Origin of the sequence: Stenotrophomonas sp. SrG, assembly GCF_050031795.1 — a bacterium.
In the GTDB taxonomy this organism is placed as follows: domain Bacteria; phylum Pseudomonadota; class Gammaproteobacteria; order Xanthomonadales; family Xanthomonadaceae; genus Stenotrophomonas; species Stenotrophomonas rhizophila_A.
This window is the reverse complement of sequence record NZ_JBNBBE010000001.1, coordinates 170159-186664: the sequence shown is the minus strand read 5'-3', so window position 1 is coordinate 186664 and position 16506 is coordinate 170159. Positions and strand designations below refer to the sequence as shown.

The following is a 16506-nucleotide window of genomic DNA, read 5'->3' as shown; positions in this document are numbered from 1 at the left end:
AGGCTTGCCAGAACACGCGTTTGGTATATGGGGGGTCCCCGCTGAGCCTTACCTTGGCTGAGTGGTAGCGCTACCATCGCGTCAGGGCGCAGACTAATCACCCGGTCACACGGTTGTCATCATGCAGCGCAGCAAAGGAAACGCTTCCTTGAAAAACAGCCAGAAAGTGGTGCGTCGCAGAGGCAGTGCAATCACCATTGACGAAGTCGCCGCGCATGCCGGCGTATCGGCCATGACGGTTTCGCGCGTAATCAATGGCCATTCCAGCGTGCGCGAGGAAAACCGCGAACGGGTCATGCGCAGCGTGCTTGCACTGGACTACCGGCCCAACCTGGCGGCAAGCGCCCTGGCGGCGGCGCAGCACACCTGCATCGCGCTGATCTACACCAACCCCAGCTCCAGCTACCTGCGTGAGCTGCTGGTCGGCGCGCTGCGCGGGTCTACCCGGTCTGCGGCGCAGTTGGCGATCTCCACCTGGGATGGGTTGAGCGCCACCGCACGGCGCGAGGCGGCACGGCAGCTGTGCGACAGCGTGGCCGGGGTGATTCTTCCGCCGCCGCTGTGCGAATCCAAGGCGATCGTCGACATTTTCGTCAATGCCGGGGTCCCGGTCGTCTCCATCGCATCCAGCCAGTTCAGCGACCGGGTTTCCTGCGTGCGCATCGATGACCGCCATGCAAGCCAGCAGATGGTTGCGCATCTGATCGGCCACGGGCACACACGCATCGGCTACATCACCGGTGATCCGAACCAGACCGCCAGCGCGCAACGCTGGCAGGGATATCGGGATGCATTGGCAGAGGCCGGCATCGGGTACGACGAGGCGCTGGTACAGCCCGGGCTCTTTACGTATCGTTCCGGACTGGAGGCGGCCGAGCATCTTCTGGCCCTGCCCCACCCGCCCAGTGCGATCTTCGCCAGCAACGATGACATGGCGTCGGCGGTGGTTTCAGTGGCACATCGGCGCGGGCTGGACGTGCCGCGTGATCTTTCGGTGGTGGGCTTCGACGATACGTCAGCGTCGACCATGGTGTGGCCGGAACTGACCACCATCCACCAGCCCGTGGCGGACATGGCCGACACCGCCATCGACATCCTGCTGCGGGAGATCCGGCGCGCGCCTGCCTCGGCGCGCGCCACCGTCAATCAGGTGCTTGCGCATCAGCTGATAACGCGCGATTCCGTATCCAACCCGTTGCCGGGGGCATAGGGCTGTACCGCGTCTACGGCTTCGCCATCGAATACGAGCCCGCACAGACGTCGCCCTCCTCCGTACCGACAATCCAGGCGTTGAGCTGTTTGATGCGTTCGCGCGTCAGTTGCTCGTACTCCCCGCTCTGGCACATCGGCAGGACACTCCCGTAGTCCGCCGGGTTCGGGTAGCGCGCCGCGATCTGTGCATCACGGAACACGACCCAGGCGCGCTGCGCCGCCTTGAATTTCTCGATGAACGCCTTGTCCTGGGCGTTGACAGCCAAGACCTTCGCATAGACGCGGTTGAGCTCGGCGTCCGCAGTTTGTGCGCTGTTGCTCGCACATTGATTCAGACCCGCCTGGGACTGGTTCGGGCTGTCGCACGCCATGCCATCGGAGGTGTGCGGCGGCGCCGCCGGCTTGGCGGCGCTCCTGGCGGGTACCTGCGCATGGGCCGTGGTGGCAAGGCATGCAACCACGAGAATGGCCAGCAAGCTTCTCATCGGAACCGCTCCACAGGGGTTACACGGCGCCGGTTACTCGGGTGCGGTGCGCTGCTCGTTTCCGCGGCTCTGCACGAAATCCGGGAAGGTTTCCGCAAGCGACTGCTTGTCCGGCAGGATGTAGAACACACCGCCCTTCTCGAACGTGGGCTGGATCACCCGAGCGTAAAAATCGGGATTGACGTTGATGCAGCCGTGGGTGACACGGTTGTCGTCCGGCGTCGGCGTAGCGAGGCGCTCGGCGCGCTTTTCGGCGGGAACGCCAGTTGCGGTTGGATGGATCGACACCGCCGTATCGTAGTCCACCCACAGCACGCGCCCGGCATCGAGCGACGGGCCGTAACCACCAATGAAGCGGCCTGCTGGCGTGGTACGGTCACGGCCCGGAATTTCCTTCAGCGCCAGACCGGCCACGCCCGGGGCCGAATGGTCGCCGACCGCTGAGCCGAACAGGCCCGGCGCGGCACCAAGAAGTTTGCCCTTGCCATCAAATACCAGGATCTGGGCTGCGGCCTTGTCCATCACCGCGAACGGATAGCCTTCCGTATCCCGGCTCGCTTTGATCCAGCCGGCGAGTTGAATGACCGTGTCGGACACGGGCTGGTCCGGCGGCAGCTGATCGTTCGACACGACCGGTTGCTCGGGGGATTCCTGGGTGGGTTCCTGCGCTGCTTGCTGGGTGCGGGCGACGGCGGGCCCGGCGAACGCCAGGGACAATGCCAGTACGCTGCACGTAGCGCGGATAGCGGGAGGGATGTGCATGGACGTGGGGATTCCTTGAAGCAACTACGGGTCAAGCAAGGAAACCGGCGGCCCGCAAAGGCCACCGGTCTCCATGTTCCAGTCGTTCGTTACAACGTGTGCAACAAACAATCAGCCGCGCGGCTGACGCTTGGCCGGGACCGACTCAAGGCGCTGGACGCGGCTTTCGATCTGATCCAGGCGCTGGTTGGCCTGCTGGGCCGACTGGTTGGCCGATTCGGCGCTCTGGGCTGCGCCCTGCACCTTCGTGTCCAGCGAGTCGAGGCGCGAGTTGATGGTGGCAAACTCGTCCTTATAGGTGGCGCAACCGCCAAGGCCCAAGGTGGCAACGAGCGCCACGCCCAACACCACATTCTTCTTGGTCATCATCATTTCCAGTACTCCTTCTTGGGTCTTCAGGTAAATAGAGCCCCCTCTGCCGGACCAATCATGACGCTGCGATACGTACATGGATTGTGAAGACCTGAACCGGCGTTCGGACTCTGTTCTGCCAAGCCGCCACTTGACCATCCAGGCCGGAAAGTCAACCCTTTCCAGCATTCCGCCAGCGAGCGATCGCGCACTCCTTTCACCCTTGCGGTACTTGCCTCCTACTTGGTGGTGCCTGCCGTGCCAGCCTGTCCGCCCGCGGCTTCCCCGCTGCATGCGCCCTCTCACGGTCTATGGGGTGACGTCCCCTGCCTTCTCCACCGGCGGGGTTTGCCAACGGTTCTCGAGCAATTCAGGCTTGGGCCGGTAGTAGCGCATGAACATCACGAACGGGCCCTCGGGCGCCGGCAGCCAGTTGGCCTGTTTGTCCTTGCCAGGGGACTCGTTCTGGATGTAGATCGTCAACCCGCCATCGGCATCCTTCTTGAGCTCCGGCAACATCGGTGAATTGATCAGATAGCGATTGATCGGATTCTTGACCAGCAACTGCTGGGGGAGTCCGTACATGGTGACAGACCAGAATGCGTCGACCGGCGGCAGCTCGCCCTTAGCGAAGTGCAGCGTGTATCGGCCTTTGCTGCCATCGAGCGGCTGGCCGCTGGCATCCTTGTCAAGAATGGGGTACATCGCTTCTTCACGCGAGTTGGCGCCAATACCCACCTGGGTTCCGGTGGCGCGCGCGACGTAATCGTTTTTGAGGAAATCCCGGTTGCCAAACAGCGTATCGGTCTTACCACCCAATGATGCGCGCTTGGCGTCGATCTGCTTCTGCCCCTCGGCCATCCCCTCTTTGAGTGCTGCCTGCATCTCCGGCGACAGGCTGCCAGCGTCGAACGGCTGTCCGGGTTTGATGCCCAGCATGGCGAAGCGCTCGCGCAGTGCGGTCTCGCTTGGGTGCGCCGGTTGTGCAAACTGCAGGAGAAATGCCAGCTGGTTGAAGAACTCGAGGGAGGTTCGGTCCTGCGCCGGGGGCGTCGGCTTGATCCATTGGATTTCCGGGGCAGCCGGTGGCGCAGCGCCCCCGGTAAATGCCGACAGCGGCTGAACCCTGTAGCCGGCCTGTATCTTCTTTACGTTGTCGAGGTCGCCGGGATTGAACAGCTGCGTGCGCCCGACCACGCTGACCAGGTCGGTCTCGGACCGGATCACTTTGGTGATACCAGCCGGTGCTTCGCCCTTCCAGCCGGGCCCGGCAATGAGGAAGCTTCCTCCATCGTTGCCGGTTGCACGGCTCCCGATGTAGTCGAAGTTGAAGGTGTACAGATCCATCAGCTGGAAGACGAAGTATCTGTCCTTTTCCATCTTGGGCACGGTAATGACCACCGGTTCCGCCCGCAGGTCCAGCATGGCAAACGAGTAAGGCGTGTCCGAGTTCGGCGTTACGAACGCGGTGTCTTCGGGCGTGAACACACGGGCGATGTTCAGAATCGAGTTGAACGGACCTTTGTACTGGGAATTACCCTTGTCGACATTGAACGCGTACACCGTTTTGTAGGTATCCACCATGGGTACCCCATACACATAGGCGTCACGGGCAATCTCTCTTGCCTCATCGGCTGAAGGGGTCGCAGAGGGCGTGGTTGACGGTTGCGCCGGGGATGGCGTAACCGTTGCACCTGTCTCCTTTTCGGGTGATTTTCCGCCGCCGCACGCGGTGAGGGACAGGCAGCAGGCCAGGGCCATGCCGAGCAATGTGGCAGCGGAGTGTATTTGACGGATGTGCATGGGATCCAGCTCAGCCTCAGGCGCAGGGGAACAGTCCCACTGTCGTCGTCAGGATCTTTGCCGGCAAGAGGAGTTACACGCAGGCCGGCTCGGTATTTCTACCGAGCGACGTCGCTGCCATTAAAGTGCCGGCTGCTCGGCATTCAGCACCTGCAATGCCGGCCCCGTGGTGTCGGGCAGCACATGCTGGTCGGTTACGAGCAGTACCACCCCCGGGCTCATCAGCGGCCGCAGCGCGGCACGGAACCCCTCGGGCAGCAGCACGCGCTGCTCGTCGGCCTGGCTCACCACGGTGCCACGGGCCGCTTCCTCCCCTGGGATGCCAACCTCTACCCATGAGGGTTCGGTTGCCGGCGCGTTGCTGCTGGCAACCATGTACGCGCGCGTTCCTTCAGGCGCTGCGCCATCGCGGAAATCCACGCGCGAACGGCCGATTTCCTTGCCGTCACGGTATGCGAACAGGCGGCGGTCGCTGGTGCTGAGCAACAGCGACACAATGCCGGTGGGTGCAACCTCCGGCTGCCAGCGGAACGCCTCCTGCGTGCCCAACGGTACGGACAGCACTTCCTTGCCGGTGCCCGGGTCGATCGGGCTGGCCACGCGGGGGTGCACCAGCGTCGGATCGGACACGCCCTCCTTGGCGATCACCACCACCATGCCCATGTTGGTCGCCCCGAACAGCCGCCGGGCAAACTCGGTGGGCAGGTGCACGCAGCCATGGGATTCCGGGTACCCCGGCAACCCGCCGGCATGCAGTGCAATGCCATCCCAGGTCAGGCGCTCCTGGTAAGGCATGGCGGCGTCGTTGTACTTGCTGGAATGGTGGTCCTTGTCCTTCTGCAAAATGGTGAACACACCCGTGGGCGTTTCGTGACCGGGCTTGCCGGTACTCACCGTGGACACGGCTTCCAGCAGGCCGTTGCGGTACACGTAGGCGCGCTGCTCGGTGATGCTGACCACCACCGCCATCGGGCCCATCGCTTTGGAATCCCCGCCCCATACCCACTGGCCCGGCCTGAGTTCGGCCGGCGAGGTGTTGGCCGGGCTGGAACTGGGCGCTCCCCATGACGGCGTGGCCAGGGCCTGCCCGGCAGACATCATCAGCGCAATCAGCAACAGGCCAGATTTCATCATGAGCTGCGTCCAGCAATGGGTTCAGGCCGATGGTAACGCGATAACCGAACCTCCCAGCACCTGCCAGCCGCTCGCCGTCTTTACCCAGAAGCGGCAGTACCTGAAATGCCCGGCGAACGCAGCGCCGTCGAGTGTGCCTGCCAGTTCGGCTTTTACCGAGGTTACAGCGGCCTGCCCTTGCGCGGAGATCTCTACAGATCGCCACTCTGCCAAGGTGAGCTTCTGGCGTCCGGAACGATGCAGCGCCAGATCATCCTGCTTGTGAAAAACATCGCCTGACGGCCCCACGAAGATCAGTTCGTCGGCGATAAGGGATTCCAGGGCCTCTACGTCGCTGGTGAGCATCGCAGCGCGCAGGGCTTCTTCGTGCTGCCGGATTTCAGTGTGCATGCGAACTCCATTGAAGTGGATGGCGTCACTGTTGTGCTGCTTCTGGTGCCAGCGTATGGATCACCTTGCCCCGTGCATCCGACCCGAACGGCAGCCCGCCATGCGCCAGTCAGCGAGTGAGCCGCGCTGACGCCCTGCAGGCAGGCACGGTCGCTGGCGCCGGGCTCATGTAAGTAACACTTCCCGCGCACACCTGATAAGCGAAGGAAACACTGGCGAGGCCAGCATCCGGTACGCGAGCCGTGTGCATGACCTCTCCCTTGGACGACAGCAGCCTGATACGCGCCCCATCTGGACTGGCGGGATTGCCCGGCGTTGTCAGCTCCAGATTGAAGCCGCTGGAGAGTTGAACGGTTGCCGCTTGCCTGGATGGTAGCTGGAGATCCAGTGCGACAGGGGCCAAGGCATCCTGCTGTACTACGCCCGTGAATTGTACGGATGCGGGTGTGGCAGCGGATACGGAAAGAGATGCGCAGCAAAGCGACAGGACAGCGGTTACAGCCTTCATCGTTCACCTCCAATGTGTCGGATTTACAGATTCCGGGCCCAGACTGGCCAAGGTAAAGAAAAACGCCACAGTACCCGCACCGAGAATCCCATAGGTCGCCCATAGCGGGCTGCCTTGGCCAAGCGCGAATGCAACATAGGCTTCTTTGAGGTTGCGGCCAGAAAGAAGGGAAACGACGGCGAGCGCAAGGAGCGGCAGTACAGATGCCAGTCCGAACCCCAGGAGCAACGGTCGCCAGTCAGTATTCGCGAAACCACCCATGGGGTAAAGCGCGATTCCGGAACAGAGCCCGATGAAGAACAGCGCGTTGGCCGTCCAGATTGCCGGACGGTGCCGGCGCAGCAGGTAGTCGCGGGACCAACCTTTGTAATGCGAAGGCAAGTTCCGGGCCCATCGGCTGGTCAACCAAGTCGCGATGATCCCGCCAATCGCCCCGCTGATGGCGGGGCGAATCGAATCGAACTCCATTACCAGCCCACTCCCTGATCCTGCCTCCCGGCATCATGCCAGAGAGGCACCCGCCTACCTACCATCATCTCAATGCAGCTTCGGGCGCAGAATCACCTGCTGCCGGGCCGACAAAGCACCCATAACCGGCACTCCAGGCCAGCGACCGCAGTGCGGCGGATCGTGTGTGTGTCTGCATGGACCACTCCCTGACAAGGGGTCAGGAGAGTCCAAGTGACGGGATTGATCGAAAAAGCGCAGGAGCGGCATGTCACTAATGCATGAGGGATATATATGACCTTCACAGCGTGCACGTCCCCCCAAATGCAACGATGCAAGGCGCAACCTGCCTCCCCCTCCCCGGTATCCTATGCCCCACCTTCGCCGTCTTTTTGGCCGTTGGCTTCGCCTGCGGCGGCTTGTTCGTTGGCGCTGGCGTGAGCGCCAGGCCTCGGCTCCGGCCATTGAAGCCACCGAGGGCCCGCTGCGGGCCGCGCTCTACAGCGTTGAACAGATGGAGGTCTACGGCCGCGCGCTTGCGCGCCAGCACCGCGTGCGGATGCGGCCCAGCCCGGAGCGCCTGCTGGAACGTCTGCAGGCCAACGAACGCGTCCTTCAGGATGCCAACACTCTGCTCAGCAGCGTGGTGCGCGAACAGCGCCCGGTCACCCCGGCCGGGGAATGGCTGCTCGACAACTATTACCTGGTCGAAGAACAGATCCAGACTGCGCGGCGCCACCTGCCGCGCGGCTACAGCCGGCAGTTGCCGTCGCTTGCCACCGGCCCTTCGGCCGGGTTGCCGCGCGTGTATGAACTGTCGATGCAGGCGATCGCGCACGGTGATGGCCGGATAGACGGCGATACGCTGGGCCGCTTCATCGCTTCCTACCAGTCGCTCGCGCCGCTGAGCCTGGGCGAATTGTGGGCCGTCCCGATCATGCTGCGCCTGGCCCTGCTGGAGAACCTGCGGCGCATGGCCGCGCGGGTGATGCGCGACGGGGAAGACCGGCGGCTGGCCTCGCAATGGGCGGATGACCTCAATCGCGCGGCCTCCGACACCCCCACCGACGTGGTGCTGGTGGTGGCCGACATGGCGCGCTCCGAGCCGCCGTTGACCGGCGCGTTCATCGCCGAGCTGACCCGTTCGTTGCAGGGCCGCGGCGGCGCGTGGGCCATGCCCATCGCCTGGCTCGAACAGTGGGCAGCGGCATCCGGGCAGCGTATCGAAGAGCTGGTTGCCGCCGAGGGCCAGCAGCAGGCCTCCGACCAGGTGTCCATCAGCAACAGCATCGGCAGCCTGCGATTCCTGTCCACCATGGATTGGCGCACCTTTGTCGAAGACATGAGCGTGGTCGAGCAGCGGCTGCGGGAAGATCCCATGGCGGTCTATCCGCAGATGGATTTCGGTACCCGCGACGCCTACCGCCACGTGGTGGAGAAGATCGCCCGGGGCAGCCGCATCGCCGAAGAACGAGTTGCCACCATCGCGCTGGACCTGGCACGGGCCGCTACCCCGCCCGACGGGCCACGCACGCATGTGGGCTACTGGCTGGTCGGCGAAGGCCTTCATGCCACCGTTGAGGCGGTGGCCGACGCCGCGCCACGGCACCGCAAGGCGCGGCGACTGGCACACCGCGTGCCGCTGGCGCTGTACCTGCTGCCGATCACCCTGCTGGCGGTGCTGGCCACCTGGGGCCTGCTGGCCACCGGCAGTGGCGAGGTTCCCACCTGGCTGGCTGCCCTGCTCGGGCTGCTGGTGTTCAGCGAGCTGGGCATCGTGCTGGTGAACTGGACCGCGACCGTGCTGGTTGCTCCCAAGCCGTTGCCCAAGCTGGATTTCAGCGAGGGCATTCCTGCGGCCTGTGCCACCGTGGTCGCGGTACCGTCGATGCTGTCCAGCACCGACGGCATCGACGTCCTGGTCGAAGCGCTGGAGGTCCGTTTCCTCGCCAACCGCGATCCCCAGCTGCGTTTCGTGCTGCTGACCGACTTCCTCGACGCTGCAGAAGCGCAGTTGCCGACCGACGACGCCCTGCTCGCGCACGCGGTGCTACGGATCGAGGGATTGAACCAGCGTTACGCGTCCGAACGTGGCGATCGCTTCTACCTGCTGCATCGGCCCCGGCAATGGAACCCCAGTGAAGGTGTGTGGATGGGGCACGAGCGCAAGCGCGGCAAGCTGGCCGCACTCAATGCCCTGCTCCGCCATGGCGATGGAAGCGCGTTCATGTGCATCGTCGGTGACGCGGAGGTCCTGCGCGGCGTCCGCTACGTCATCACCCTGGATTCGGATACGCAGCTGCCGCGCGATGCGGCGCGTGCGTTCGTCGCCACCCTGGCCCACCCGCTCAATCGGCCGCGCTTCGATCCAACGCTGCAACGCGTGGTGGAGGGTTACGGCATCCTGCAGCCCAGCGTGGGCACCAGCCTGGGCCGGCGCCGCACCTCGCGGTTTGCGCGGATGTTCGGCAGCGAACCGGGCATCGATCCGTATACGCGCATGGTCTCGGACGTCTACCAGGACCTGTTCGACGAAGGCTCGTTCGTGGGCAAGGGCATCTATGACGTAGACGCCTTCGAGCATGCACTGGAGGGCCGCCTGCCCGAGAACCGCATCCTCAGCCACGACCTGCTGGAAGGCTGCTATGCCCGTGCAGGCCTGGTCAGCGACGTGCGCCTGTACGAGGACTACCCCGAACGCTACGCCGCCGACGCCAAGCGCCGTGCGCGCTGGATCCGGGGCGACTGGCAGCTGTTGCCCTGGCTGATGCCGTGGACCCCGCGCCCGGGATCAGGCTGGGAACGCAACCGGCTCAGCCTGCTGTCGCGCGGCAAGTTGCTGGACAACCTGCGCCGGAGCCTGGTGCCCCCCGCCGCACTGGTCCTGCTGGTGGCGGGTTGGCTGTACGCCGAAAACCCGGCCGCATGGACCGCGTGGGTACTGGCCCTGTGGTTCGCGCCGCCGCTGATCGGCATGCTGCGCGATGCCCTGAGCGTGCCGGACGACACACCGCTGGAAGCGCATTACATCAAGGTCGGGCGCGGCACGCTGCAGTCGTTGCTGCGCGCTGCCACGCAGATTGCCTGCCTGCCCTACGAAGCACTGCTGGCTGGCGGCGCGGTGCTGCGCACGCTGTGGCGCATGGCCATCACACGCCGCCATCTGCTGCAGTGGAATCCCTCCAGCGAAGTCGAGCGCCGCCTGGGCGGCGACCGTGGCGCGGAATGGCGGGTGATGGCGCCCGGATCGTTGCTGGCGCTTGCGCTGGTGGCGGTAGTAGCCGTCCTGCGTCCGCAGGCGCTGCCACTCGCCCTGCCCTTCCTGTTGGCGTGGACTTTCGCGCCCGCGTTGATGGCGTGGCTGGGCCGGCCGCCGGCCGAGATCGTCGCCGAATTGTCCGGCACGCAGCGGGCGTTCCTTGGTCGGCTGGCACGGCGCACCTGGTCGTTCTTCCAGGCCTGGGTGCGCGAACAGGATCACTGGCTGCCGCCGGACAACATCCAGGAGCATCCGGCGCTGGTGGTCGCGCGCCGCACCTCGCCGACCAACATCGGCCTGTCCCTGCTGGCCAACCTGTCGGCGTGGGACTTCGGTTACCTGCAGCAGGGCGCGGTCGCTGAACGCACGGCGCTGGCGTTTGGCACGCTGGACCAGCTGCCGCGTCATCGCGGCCACTTCCTGAACTGGTACGACACCGAAACCTTGGCGCCGCTGCCGCCGCGTTACGTCTCCACCGTGGACAGCGGCAACCTGGCCGGGCACCTGCTTACCCTGCGCCAGGGGCTGCTCGCACTGGTGGACGCGCCGGTACTGGCGCCGCACACGTTCGATGGCCTGGCCGACACCCTCGGCGTGCTGGACGAGGAGCGGCAGCGCCTTCGCCCCGGTGACGCGCCGCTGGCCGAAGCGCTCAACCACCTGCGCCAGCGCCTGGTGGCAACACGGGCCGACCTGCCGCGCGGTGCTGCCGAAGCACTCGCCCGCCTGCAGGAGCTGGCCGGCCTGGCCGACACCGTGCTGGGGCAGTGGCCGGCACCGGTATCGCCCCAGGACGGTGACCTGCACTGGCCGGCACTGTTCGCGGCCGAATGCCATGCCGCCTGTGCGGCGCTCGCCGATATCCCGGTCGATACCAGTGCGGATGCCGATGCGCCCGTACCCAGCCTGCGCCAGCTGGCCGCCCTGCCCGGTAAGGCCGGTGCGGACGCACGCGCACGCATCGAGCAGCTGCAGGACCTGGCGCACCGCGCCGGGCAGTTCTCGCTGATGGAATACGGGTTCCTGTTCTACCGCTCCCGCAAACTGCTCTCCATTGGCTACAACGTAGACGACCACCGCCTCGACAACAGCTTCTACGACCTGCTCGCTTCCGAAGCGCGGCTGTGCGCCTTCGTGGCCATCGCCCAGGGGGAGCTGACGCAGGAGAGCTGGTTCGCCCTTGGCCGCCTGCTTACCGAGGTCAACGGCACGCCGACGCTGCTGTCGTGGAGTGGCTCGATGTTCGAGTACCTCATGCCGCAGCTGGTGATGCCCAGCTACCCGGACACCCTGCTCGACCAGACCGCGCGGCATGCGGTGGAAGCGCAGATCGTCTACGGCCGCAGCCTGAACCTGCCATGGGGCGTGTCCGAGTCCGGCTACAACGCCGTCGATGCGCGCCTGAACTACCAGTACCGCGCGTTCGGCGTGCCGGGGTTGGGGCTGAAGCGTGGCCTGGGTCAGGATCGGGTCATCGCGCCCTACGCCAGCATGATGGCGCTGATGGTGGCGCCGGAAGCGGCCTGCCAGAACCTGCAGGCGCTGGAAGGATTGGGGTTCGCCGGGCGCTTTGGCATGTACGAAGCGATCGACTACACCCCCGCCCGGGTGCCGCCGGGGCACGACCACGTGCTGCTGCGGTCGTTCATGGCCCACCACCAGGGCATGGGCCTGCTGTCGCTGGATTACCTGTTGCGCGACCAGCCGATGCAGCGCCGCTTCGTGGCCGATGTCGAGTTCCAGGCCACATTGCTGCTGCTGCAGGAGCGCATCCCGCGCATCGGCGTGTTCCATCCGCATGAGGTCGAAGCGCTGGGCGAGCACGCCGACATGGCGCATCACGAGACTGCCTTGCGCGTGCTGCGCAAACCTGGCGGACCGCGCCCCGAAGTGCAGCTGCTGTCCAATGGTCGCTACCACGGCATGCTCACCCACGCCGGCGGCGGCTACAGCCGCCACGGCGACCTGTCGCTCACGCGCTGGCGCGAGGACGGTACCACCGATGCCTGGGGCACGTTCTGCTACCTGCGCGACGTGGACAGCGGCGAGTTCTGGTCGGCCGCCCACCAGCCCACCTGCGTGCCGCTGGACAACTACGAGGCCATCTTCACCGACGCCAAGGCCGAATTCCGTGGCGCGCTGCATGGCTGCGAGAGCCACCTGCAGGTGGCCATCTCCGCCGAGGACGACATCGAACTCCGGCGCCTGCGCCTGACCAACCGCAGCCGTCGCACGCGCACCGTGGAAATCACCACCTATGCCGAAGTGGTGCTGGCACCGGCGGCGGCTGACGATGCGCACCCGGCCTTCAGCAACCTGTTCGTGCAGAGCGAGATCGTGGCCGCCAAGCAGGCCGTGCTGTGCACCCGGCGGCCGCGCTCGCACGACGAAGTGCCACCGTGGATGTTCCATCTGGTCGCCGTGCATGACGCCGACGTGGCGTCGATCTCCTACGAAACCGACCGGGCGCGCTTCCTCGGGCGCGGCAACACGCCGCGCACGCCGCAGGCATTGACCACCGACACCGACCTCTCCGGTTCGGACGGTTCGGTGCTCGACCCGATCGTGGCCATCCGTGTGCGCGTGGTGCTGGAGCCCGAGCAGACCGTGCAGCTGGACATGGTTTATGGCATCGGTGCCGACCGCCCCGGTTGCGAGGCATTACTGGACAAATACCGTGACCGCCGCTTGGCCGACCGCGTATTCGACCTGGCCTGGACGCACAGCCAGGTGGTACGCCGGCAGATCAATGCCACCCAGGCCGAGGCGCAGCTCTATGAGCGACTGGCCAGCCACGTGCTGTATGCCAATCCGCTGCTGCGCGCGGGGGCAAGCGTGCTCCAGCAGAACCAGCGCGGACAATCCGGGCTGTGGGGCCATGCCATCTCGGGCGACCTGCCCATCGTGCTGCTCAAGGTCACCGACGCAGAGAACGTGGAGCTGGTCCGGCAGCTGGTGCAGGCGCATGCCTATTGGCGCCAGAAGGGCCTCAACACCGATCTGGTGATCTGGAACGACAGCAAGGCCGGCTACCGGCAGGAGCTGCAGGACCAGATCCTGGGCATGGTGGCCGCCAGTTCGGAGACAGGCCTGCTCGATCGCCCCGGCGGCATTTTCGTGCGGCCGGTGCAGAACATGACCCACGAGGACCGCATCCTGTTGCAGGCCGTAGCGCGTGCGGTGATCAGTGACGAGGATGGCACCCTGGTGGCACAGGTGGGGCGCCAAGCCACTCCCGCGAAACGGATTCCGGCGTTGGTGCCGCAGGCTGTGCAGGAGGAACTGGCACTCTCGATGGAGCAGACGACAGGGTTGCCCATCATCGCCGAGCCGGGTCCAGAGCCCGGCCTGCCCCCGCCCCCAGCGCACGACGAAGACATGGACGACCCGTGGCCGTTCCTGCCCTACCGTGGCGCCGGCCAGTTCGACAACGGCACCGGCAGCTTCAGCGAGGACGGCCGCGAATACGTGGTGGTGCTGCGCGAAGGTGCCCCCACCCCGGCACCTTGGGCCAACGTGATCGCCAATGCCCGCCTGGGCACGGTGGTCAGCGAGAGCGCGCCGGGCTACACCTGGTTCGAGAACGCGCACGAATTCCGTTTGACGCCTTGGCTCAATGACCCGGTGTCCGACACCGGCGGCGAAGCCTTCTACGTGCGCGACGAGGATACCGGCCGCGTCTGGTCGCCGATGCCGCTGCCACGCCGGGGTACCGGGGCGTACCGTACGCGTCACGGATTCGGCTACACGGTGTACGAACACTTCGAGGACGGCATCGTCAGCGAGCTGTGGGTGTTCGTCGACGTCGCCGCGCCGCTGAAGTACTCGGTGCTGCGGCTGCACAACCTGTCGGGCAGGCCGCGGCGGCTGTCGGCCATCGGTTATGTGGAATGGGTGATGGGTGACCTGCGCGCGAAGTCGCGCATGCACGTGGTCACCGAACGCGACCCGCAGACCGGCGCGCTGCTGGCGCGCAATACCTACAGCACCGATTTCGGCGGCCGCATGGCCTTCTTCGATACCGATGCCGAGGGCTGTGGCTGGACCTGCGACCGCCTGGAGTTCATCGGCCGCAACGGCGGCCTGCATGCACCGGCGGCGTTGCGCCGCGAGCGCCTGGGTGGGCGTTCCGGCGCCGGCCTGGATCCCTGCGCGGCGCTGCAGGTGCCGCTGGAACTGGCGCCGGGCGAGCGCAGTGAAACCACGTTCCGCCTGGGCGCCGGCCGCGACCGCGACGAAACGCTCGCGCTGGTCCGTGGCCGCCAGGGCGCCCACGAGGCCAACGATGCGCTGGACGCCGTGCGCATCCACTGGCGCCACGTGCTGGCCAGCGTGCAGGTGCGCACCCCGGACCCGGCGCTGGACGCGTTGGCCAATGGCTGGCTGGTCTACCAGACGCTGGGCAGCCGCTACCTGGCGCGCAGTGGCTACTATCAGTCCGGCGGCGCGTTCGGTTTCCGTGACCAGCTGCAGGATGTGCTCGCACTCATCCACGCCCGGCCGGATCTGGCCCGCGAACACCTGTTGCTGTGCGCTGCCCACCAGTTCGCCGAAGGCGATGTTATGCACTGGTGGCACCCGCCGCAGGGGCGTGGCGTGCGCACCCGGTGCTCGGACGACTATCTCTGGCTACCCCAGGGCGCATGCCGCTACCTGGAGGTCACCGGCGACGCCACCGTGCTGGACGAAATGGTCGGCTTCATCGAAGGCCGCGCAGTCACGCTGGAAGAGGAAAGCTATTACGACATGCCGACCCCTTCGGCTCTGCGTGGCACGATGTATGCGCACTGCGTGCTCGCGCTGGAGCGCGGTTGCCGGTTGCTCGGCGAACGCGGCATTCCGTTGATGGGCAGCGGAGACTGGAATGACGGCATGAACCGCGTCGGCGACCAGCAGCGCGGCGAGAGCGTGTGGTTGGGCTTCTTCCTGCATGACACGCTTCGCCGCTTCATCGCCCTGGCAAATGCGCGTGGCGATGAACACCGTGCGCACTGGTGCCAGGAGCAGGCTCACACCCTGCGCCAGAACCTCGAACAGCATGCCTGGGACGGGGAATGGTATCGCCGTGCGTGGTTCGACAACGGCACGCCGTTGGGATCGAAACAGAGCGAGGAATGCCGCATCGATTCGATCTCCCAAAGCTGGTCGGTGCTGTCCGGCGTTGCCGCGCCCGAGCGTGCCGAGCAGGCGCTGGATTCGCTGTATACGCATCTGGTGAAGAAGGACGCCCAGCTGATCCAGCTGCTGGATCCGCCCTTCGACAAGACGTCGGAAGACCCGGGCTACATTCGGGGTTACGTACCCGGCGTGCGCGAGAACGGCGGCCAGTACACCCACGCAGCCGTGTGGGCAGCGATGGCCTTTGCACACCAGGGCGATGCGGCACGCGCTTGGGAGCTGGCTGGCATGATCAACCCCCTGAACCACGCGTTGGACCCGGAGGCGGTCCAGACCTACCGCGTTGAACCCTATGTGTTGGCCGCCGATGTGTACGCGGTATCGCCGCACGTCGGCCGAGGCGGATGGACCTGGTACACCGGTTCGGCCGGTTGGATGTATCGCCTGCTGGTCGAATCCCTGCTCGGCATCCGGCGCCAGGGCGACCGGCTGTCGCTGGCGCCCTGCCTCCCCGACCACTGGCCGTCGTTCGAGCTGAGTTACCGGTTCGGTCGCAGCCGCTACGAGTTCGTGGTGACCCGCACTGCGCGGGGGCAGCCCACCCTGCATGTGGATGACGTGCTGCAGCCGGACCTGACCGTCCAGCTCCGCGACGATGGTCACCACTACCGTGTGACGCTTGATCTGGAGGCGCCGCCGGGATGAGCCTGCGACCCGAGATCCAGGAACGGCTGGATGCGCTGGATGAGATGCTGGCGCAGTGGTTGGCGCACACGCGCCATCCGGCGCAGTTCTGGCCGCAGTTTGAACAGCTTGCAGCGGAGATTCTCGACCAGTGTGCGGACACGGAAAGAAGCCAGATGTACGCGCGCATCAAAGCCATGCTCAAGGGCCACGCGTTGGAGCTTCCGCCGTGGTATGAACGGGGCGACGGCCCGCCGCCCGAACAGTGACGCGCAGAGGGCTGTGTAGAACACTTCACAGACCTGCGCGCGGAGCTCACGGAAAGGGGCATAGGTTCGGTGCTTCACTCAGCA

At 65.8% G+C, this 16506-nt stretch carries 11 protein-coding genes; 3 read left to right on the top strand and 8 right to left on the bottom strand.

What is annotated here, in order from left to right:
• Positions 1–105 precede the first annotated feature (105 nt).
• A complete protein-coding gene (locus ACQG3P_RS00835) occupies positions 106–234 on the bottom strand; it encodes a hypothetical protein (RefSeq protein WP_426803898.1) in 129 nt (42 codons plus the stop codon).
• On the opposite strand from ACQG3P_RS00835, the gene ACQG3P_RS00830 reads away from it, so the two are divergent.
• Complete coding sequence (locus tag ACQG3P_RS00830; protein WP_426803897.1) at positions 233–1210, top strand: LacI family DNA-binding transcriptional regulator; 978 nt, start codon at positions 233–235, stop codon at positions 1208–1210. The two genes, ACQG3P_RS00835 and ACQG3P_RS00830, sit on opposite strands and share 2 nt — an antisense overlap.
• A 13-nt stretch (positions 1211–1223) precedes the next feature.
• Here the strand turns inward: ACQG3P_RS00830 and ACQG3P_RS00825 are convergent, their stop codons facing one another.
• The 7 genes from ACQG3P_RS00825 to ACQG3P_RS00795 form a co-directional block, all read right to left on the bottom strand.
• Positions 1224–1697, bottom strand: coding sequence for a lysozyme inhibitor LprI family protein (locus ACQG3P_RS00825; protein ID WP_426803896.1), 474 nt, complete (start codon positions 1695–1697; stop codon positions 1224–1226).
• Between the two features lie 33 nt (positions 1698–1730).
• The gene (locus ACQG3P_RS00820) at positions 1731–2420 is read right to left on the bottom strand and encodes a hypothetical protein (RefSeq protein ID WP_249834361.1); all 690 of its coding nucleotides are present in this window, start codon (positions 2418–2420) and stop codon (positions 1731–1733) included.
• A gap of 150 nt (positions 2421–2570) precedes the next feature.
• Positions 2571–2831: a hypothetical protein gene (locus ACQG3P_RS00815; RefSeq protein WP_068852137.1), complete on the bottom strand. Its 261-nt coding sequence runs from the start codon at positions 2829–2831 to the stop codon at positions 2571–2573.
• Between the two features lie 288 nt (positions 2832–3119).
• Positions 3120–4613, bottom strand: coding sequence for a DUF1254 domain-containing protein (locus tag ACQG3P_RS00810; RefSeq protein ID WP_426803895.1), 1494 nt, complete (start codon positions 4611–4613; stop codon positions 3120–3122).
• Positions 4614–4733: 120 nt separating this feature from the next.
• Complete coding sequence (locus tag ACQG3P_RS00805) at positions 4734–5744, bottom strand: L,D-transpeptidase (protein WP_426803894.1); 1011 nt, start codon at positions 5742–5744, stop codon at positions 4734–4736.
• Positions 5745–5768: 24 nt separating this feature from the next.
• Positions 5769–6137: a nuclear transport factor 2 family protein gene (locus ACQG3P_RS00800; RefSeq protein ID WP_426803893.1), complete on the bottom strand. Its 369-nt coding sequence runs from the start codon at positions 6135–6137 to the stop codon at positions 5769–5771.
• 511 nt (positions 6138–6648) lie between these two features.
• A complete protein-coding gene (locus ACQG3P_RS00795; protein ID WP_426803892.1) occupies positions 6649–7113 on the bottom strand; it encodes a hypothetical protein in 465 nt (154 codons plus the stop codon).
• Between the two features lie 349 nt (positions 7114–7462).
• Between ACQG3P_RS00795 and ACQG3P_RS00790 the strand changes: the two genes are divergently transcribed.
• The gene (locus ACQG3P_RS00790; RefSeq protein WP_426803891.1) at positions 7463–16174 is read left to right on the top strand and encodes a GH36-type glycosyl hydrolase domain-containing protein; all 8712 of its coding nucleotides are present in this window, start codon (positions 7463–7465) and stop codon (positions 16172–16174) included.
• The gene (locus ACQG3P_RS00785) at positions 16171–16422 is read left to right on the top strand and encodes a hypothetical protein (protein WP_426803890.1); all 252 of its coding nucleotides are present in this window, start codon (positions 16171–16173) and stop codon (positions 16420–16422) included. Before ACQG3P_RS00790 ends, ACQG3P_RS00785 begins: the two co-directional genes overlap by 4 nt.
• Positions 16423–16506: the final 84 nt, after the last annotated feature.

Bases quoted from the DNA above. Each gene is read 5' to 3' on its own strand.
- ACQG3P_RS00830 (WP_426803897.1), top strand. From the start codon at position 233: ATGACGGTTTCGCGCGTAATCAATGGCCATTCCAGCGTGCGCGAGGAA.
- ACQG3P_RS00835 (WP_426803898.1), bottom strand. From the start codon at position 234: ATGGCCGATACGCCGGCATGCGCGGCGACTTCGTCAATGGTGATTGCA.
- ACQG3P_RS00825 (WP_426803896.1), bottom strand. From the start codon at position 1,697: ATGAGAAGCTTGCTGGCCATTCTCGTGGTTGCATGCCTTGCCACCACG.
- ACQG3P_RS00815 (WP_068852137.1), bottom strand. From the start codon at position 2,831: ATGATGATGACCAAGAAGAATGTGGTGTTGGGCGTGGCGCTCGTTGCC.
- ACQG3P_RS00810 (WP_426803895.1), bottom strand. From the start codon at position 4,613: ATGCACATCCGTCAAATACACTCCGCTGCCACATTGCTCGGCATGGCC.
- ACQG3P_RS00805 (WP_426803894.1), bottom strand. From the start codon at position 5,744: ATGAAATCTGGCCTGTTGCTGATTGCGCTGATGATGTCTGCCGGGCAG.
- ACQG3P_RS00800 (WP_426803893.1), bottom strand. From the start codon at position 6,137: ATGCACACTGAAATCCGGCAGCACGAAGAAGCCCTGCGCGCTGCGATG.
- ACQG3P_RS00795 (WP_426803892.1), bottom strand. From the start codon at position 7,113: ATGGAGTTCGATTCGATTCGCCCCGCCATCAGCGGGGCGATTGGCGGG.
- ACQG3P_RS00790 (WP_426803891.1), top strand. From the start codon at position 7,463: ATGCCCCACCTTCGCCGTCTTTTTGGCCGTTGGCTTCGCCTGCGGCGG.
- ACQG3P_RS00785 (WP_426803890.1), top strand. From the start codon at position 16,171: ATGAGCCTGCGACCCGAGATCCAGGAACGGCTGGATGCGCTGGATGAG.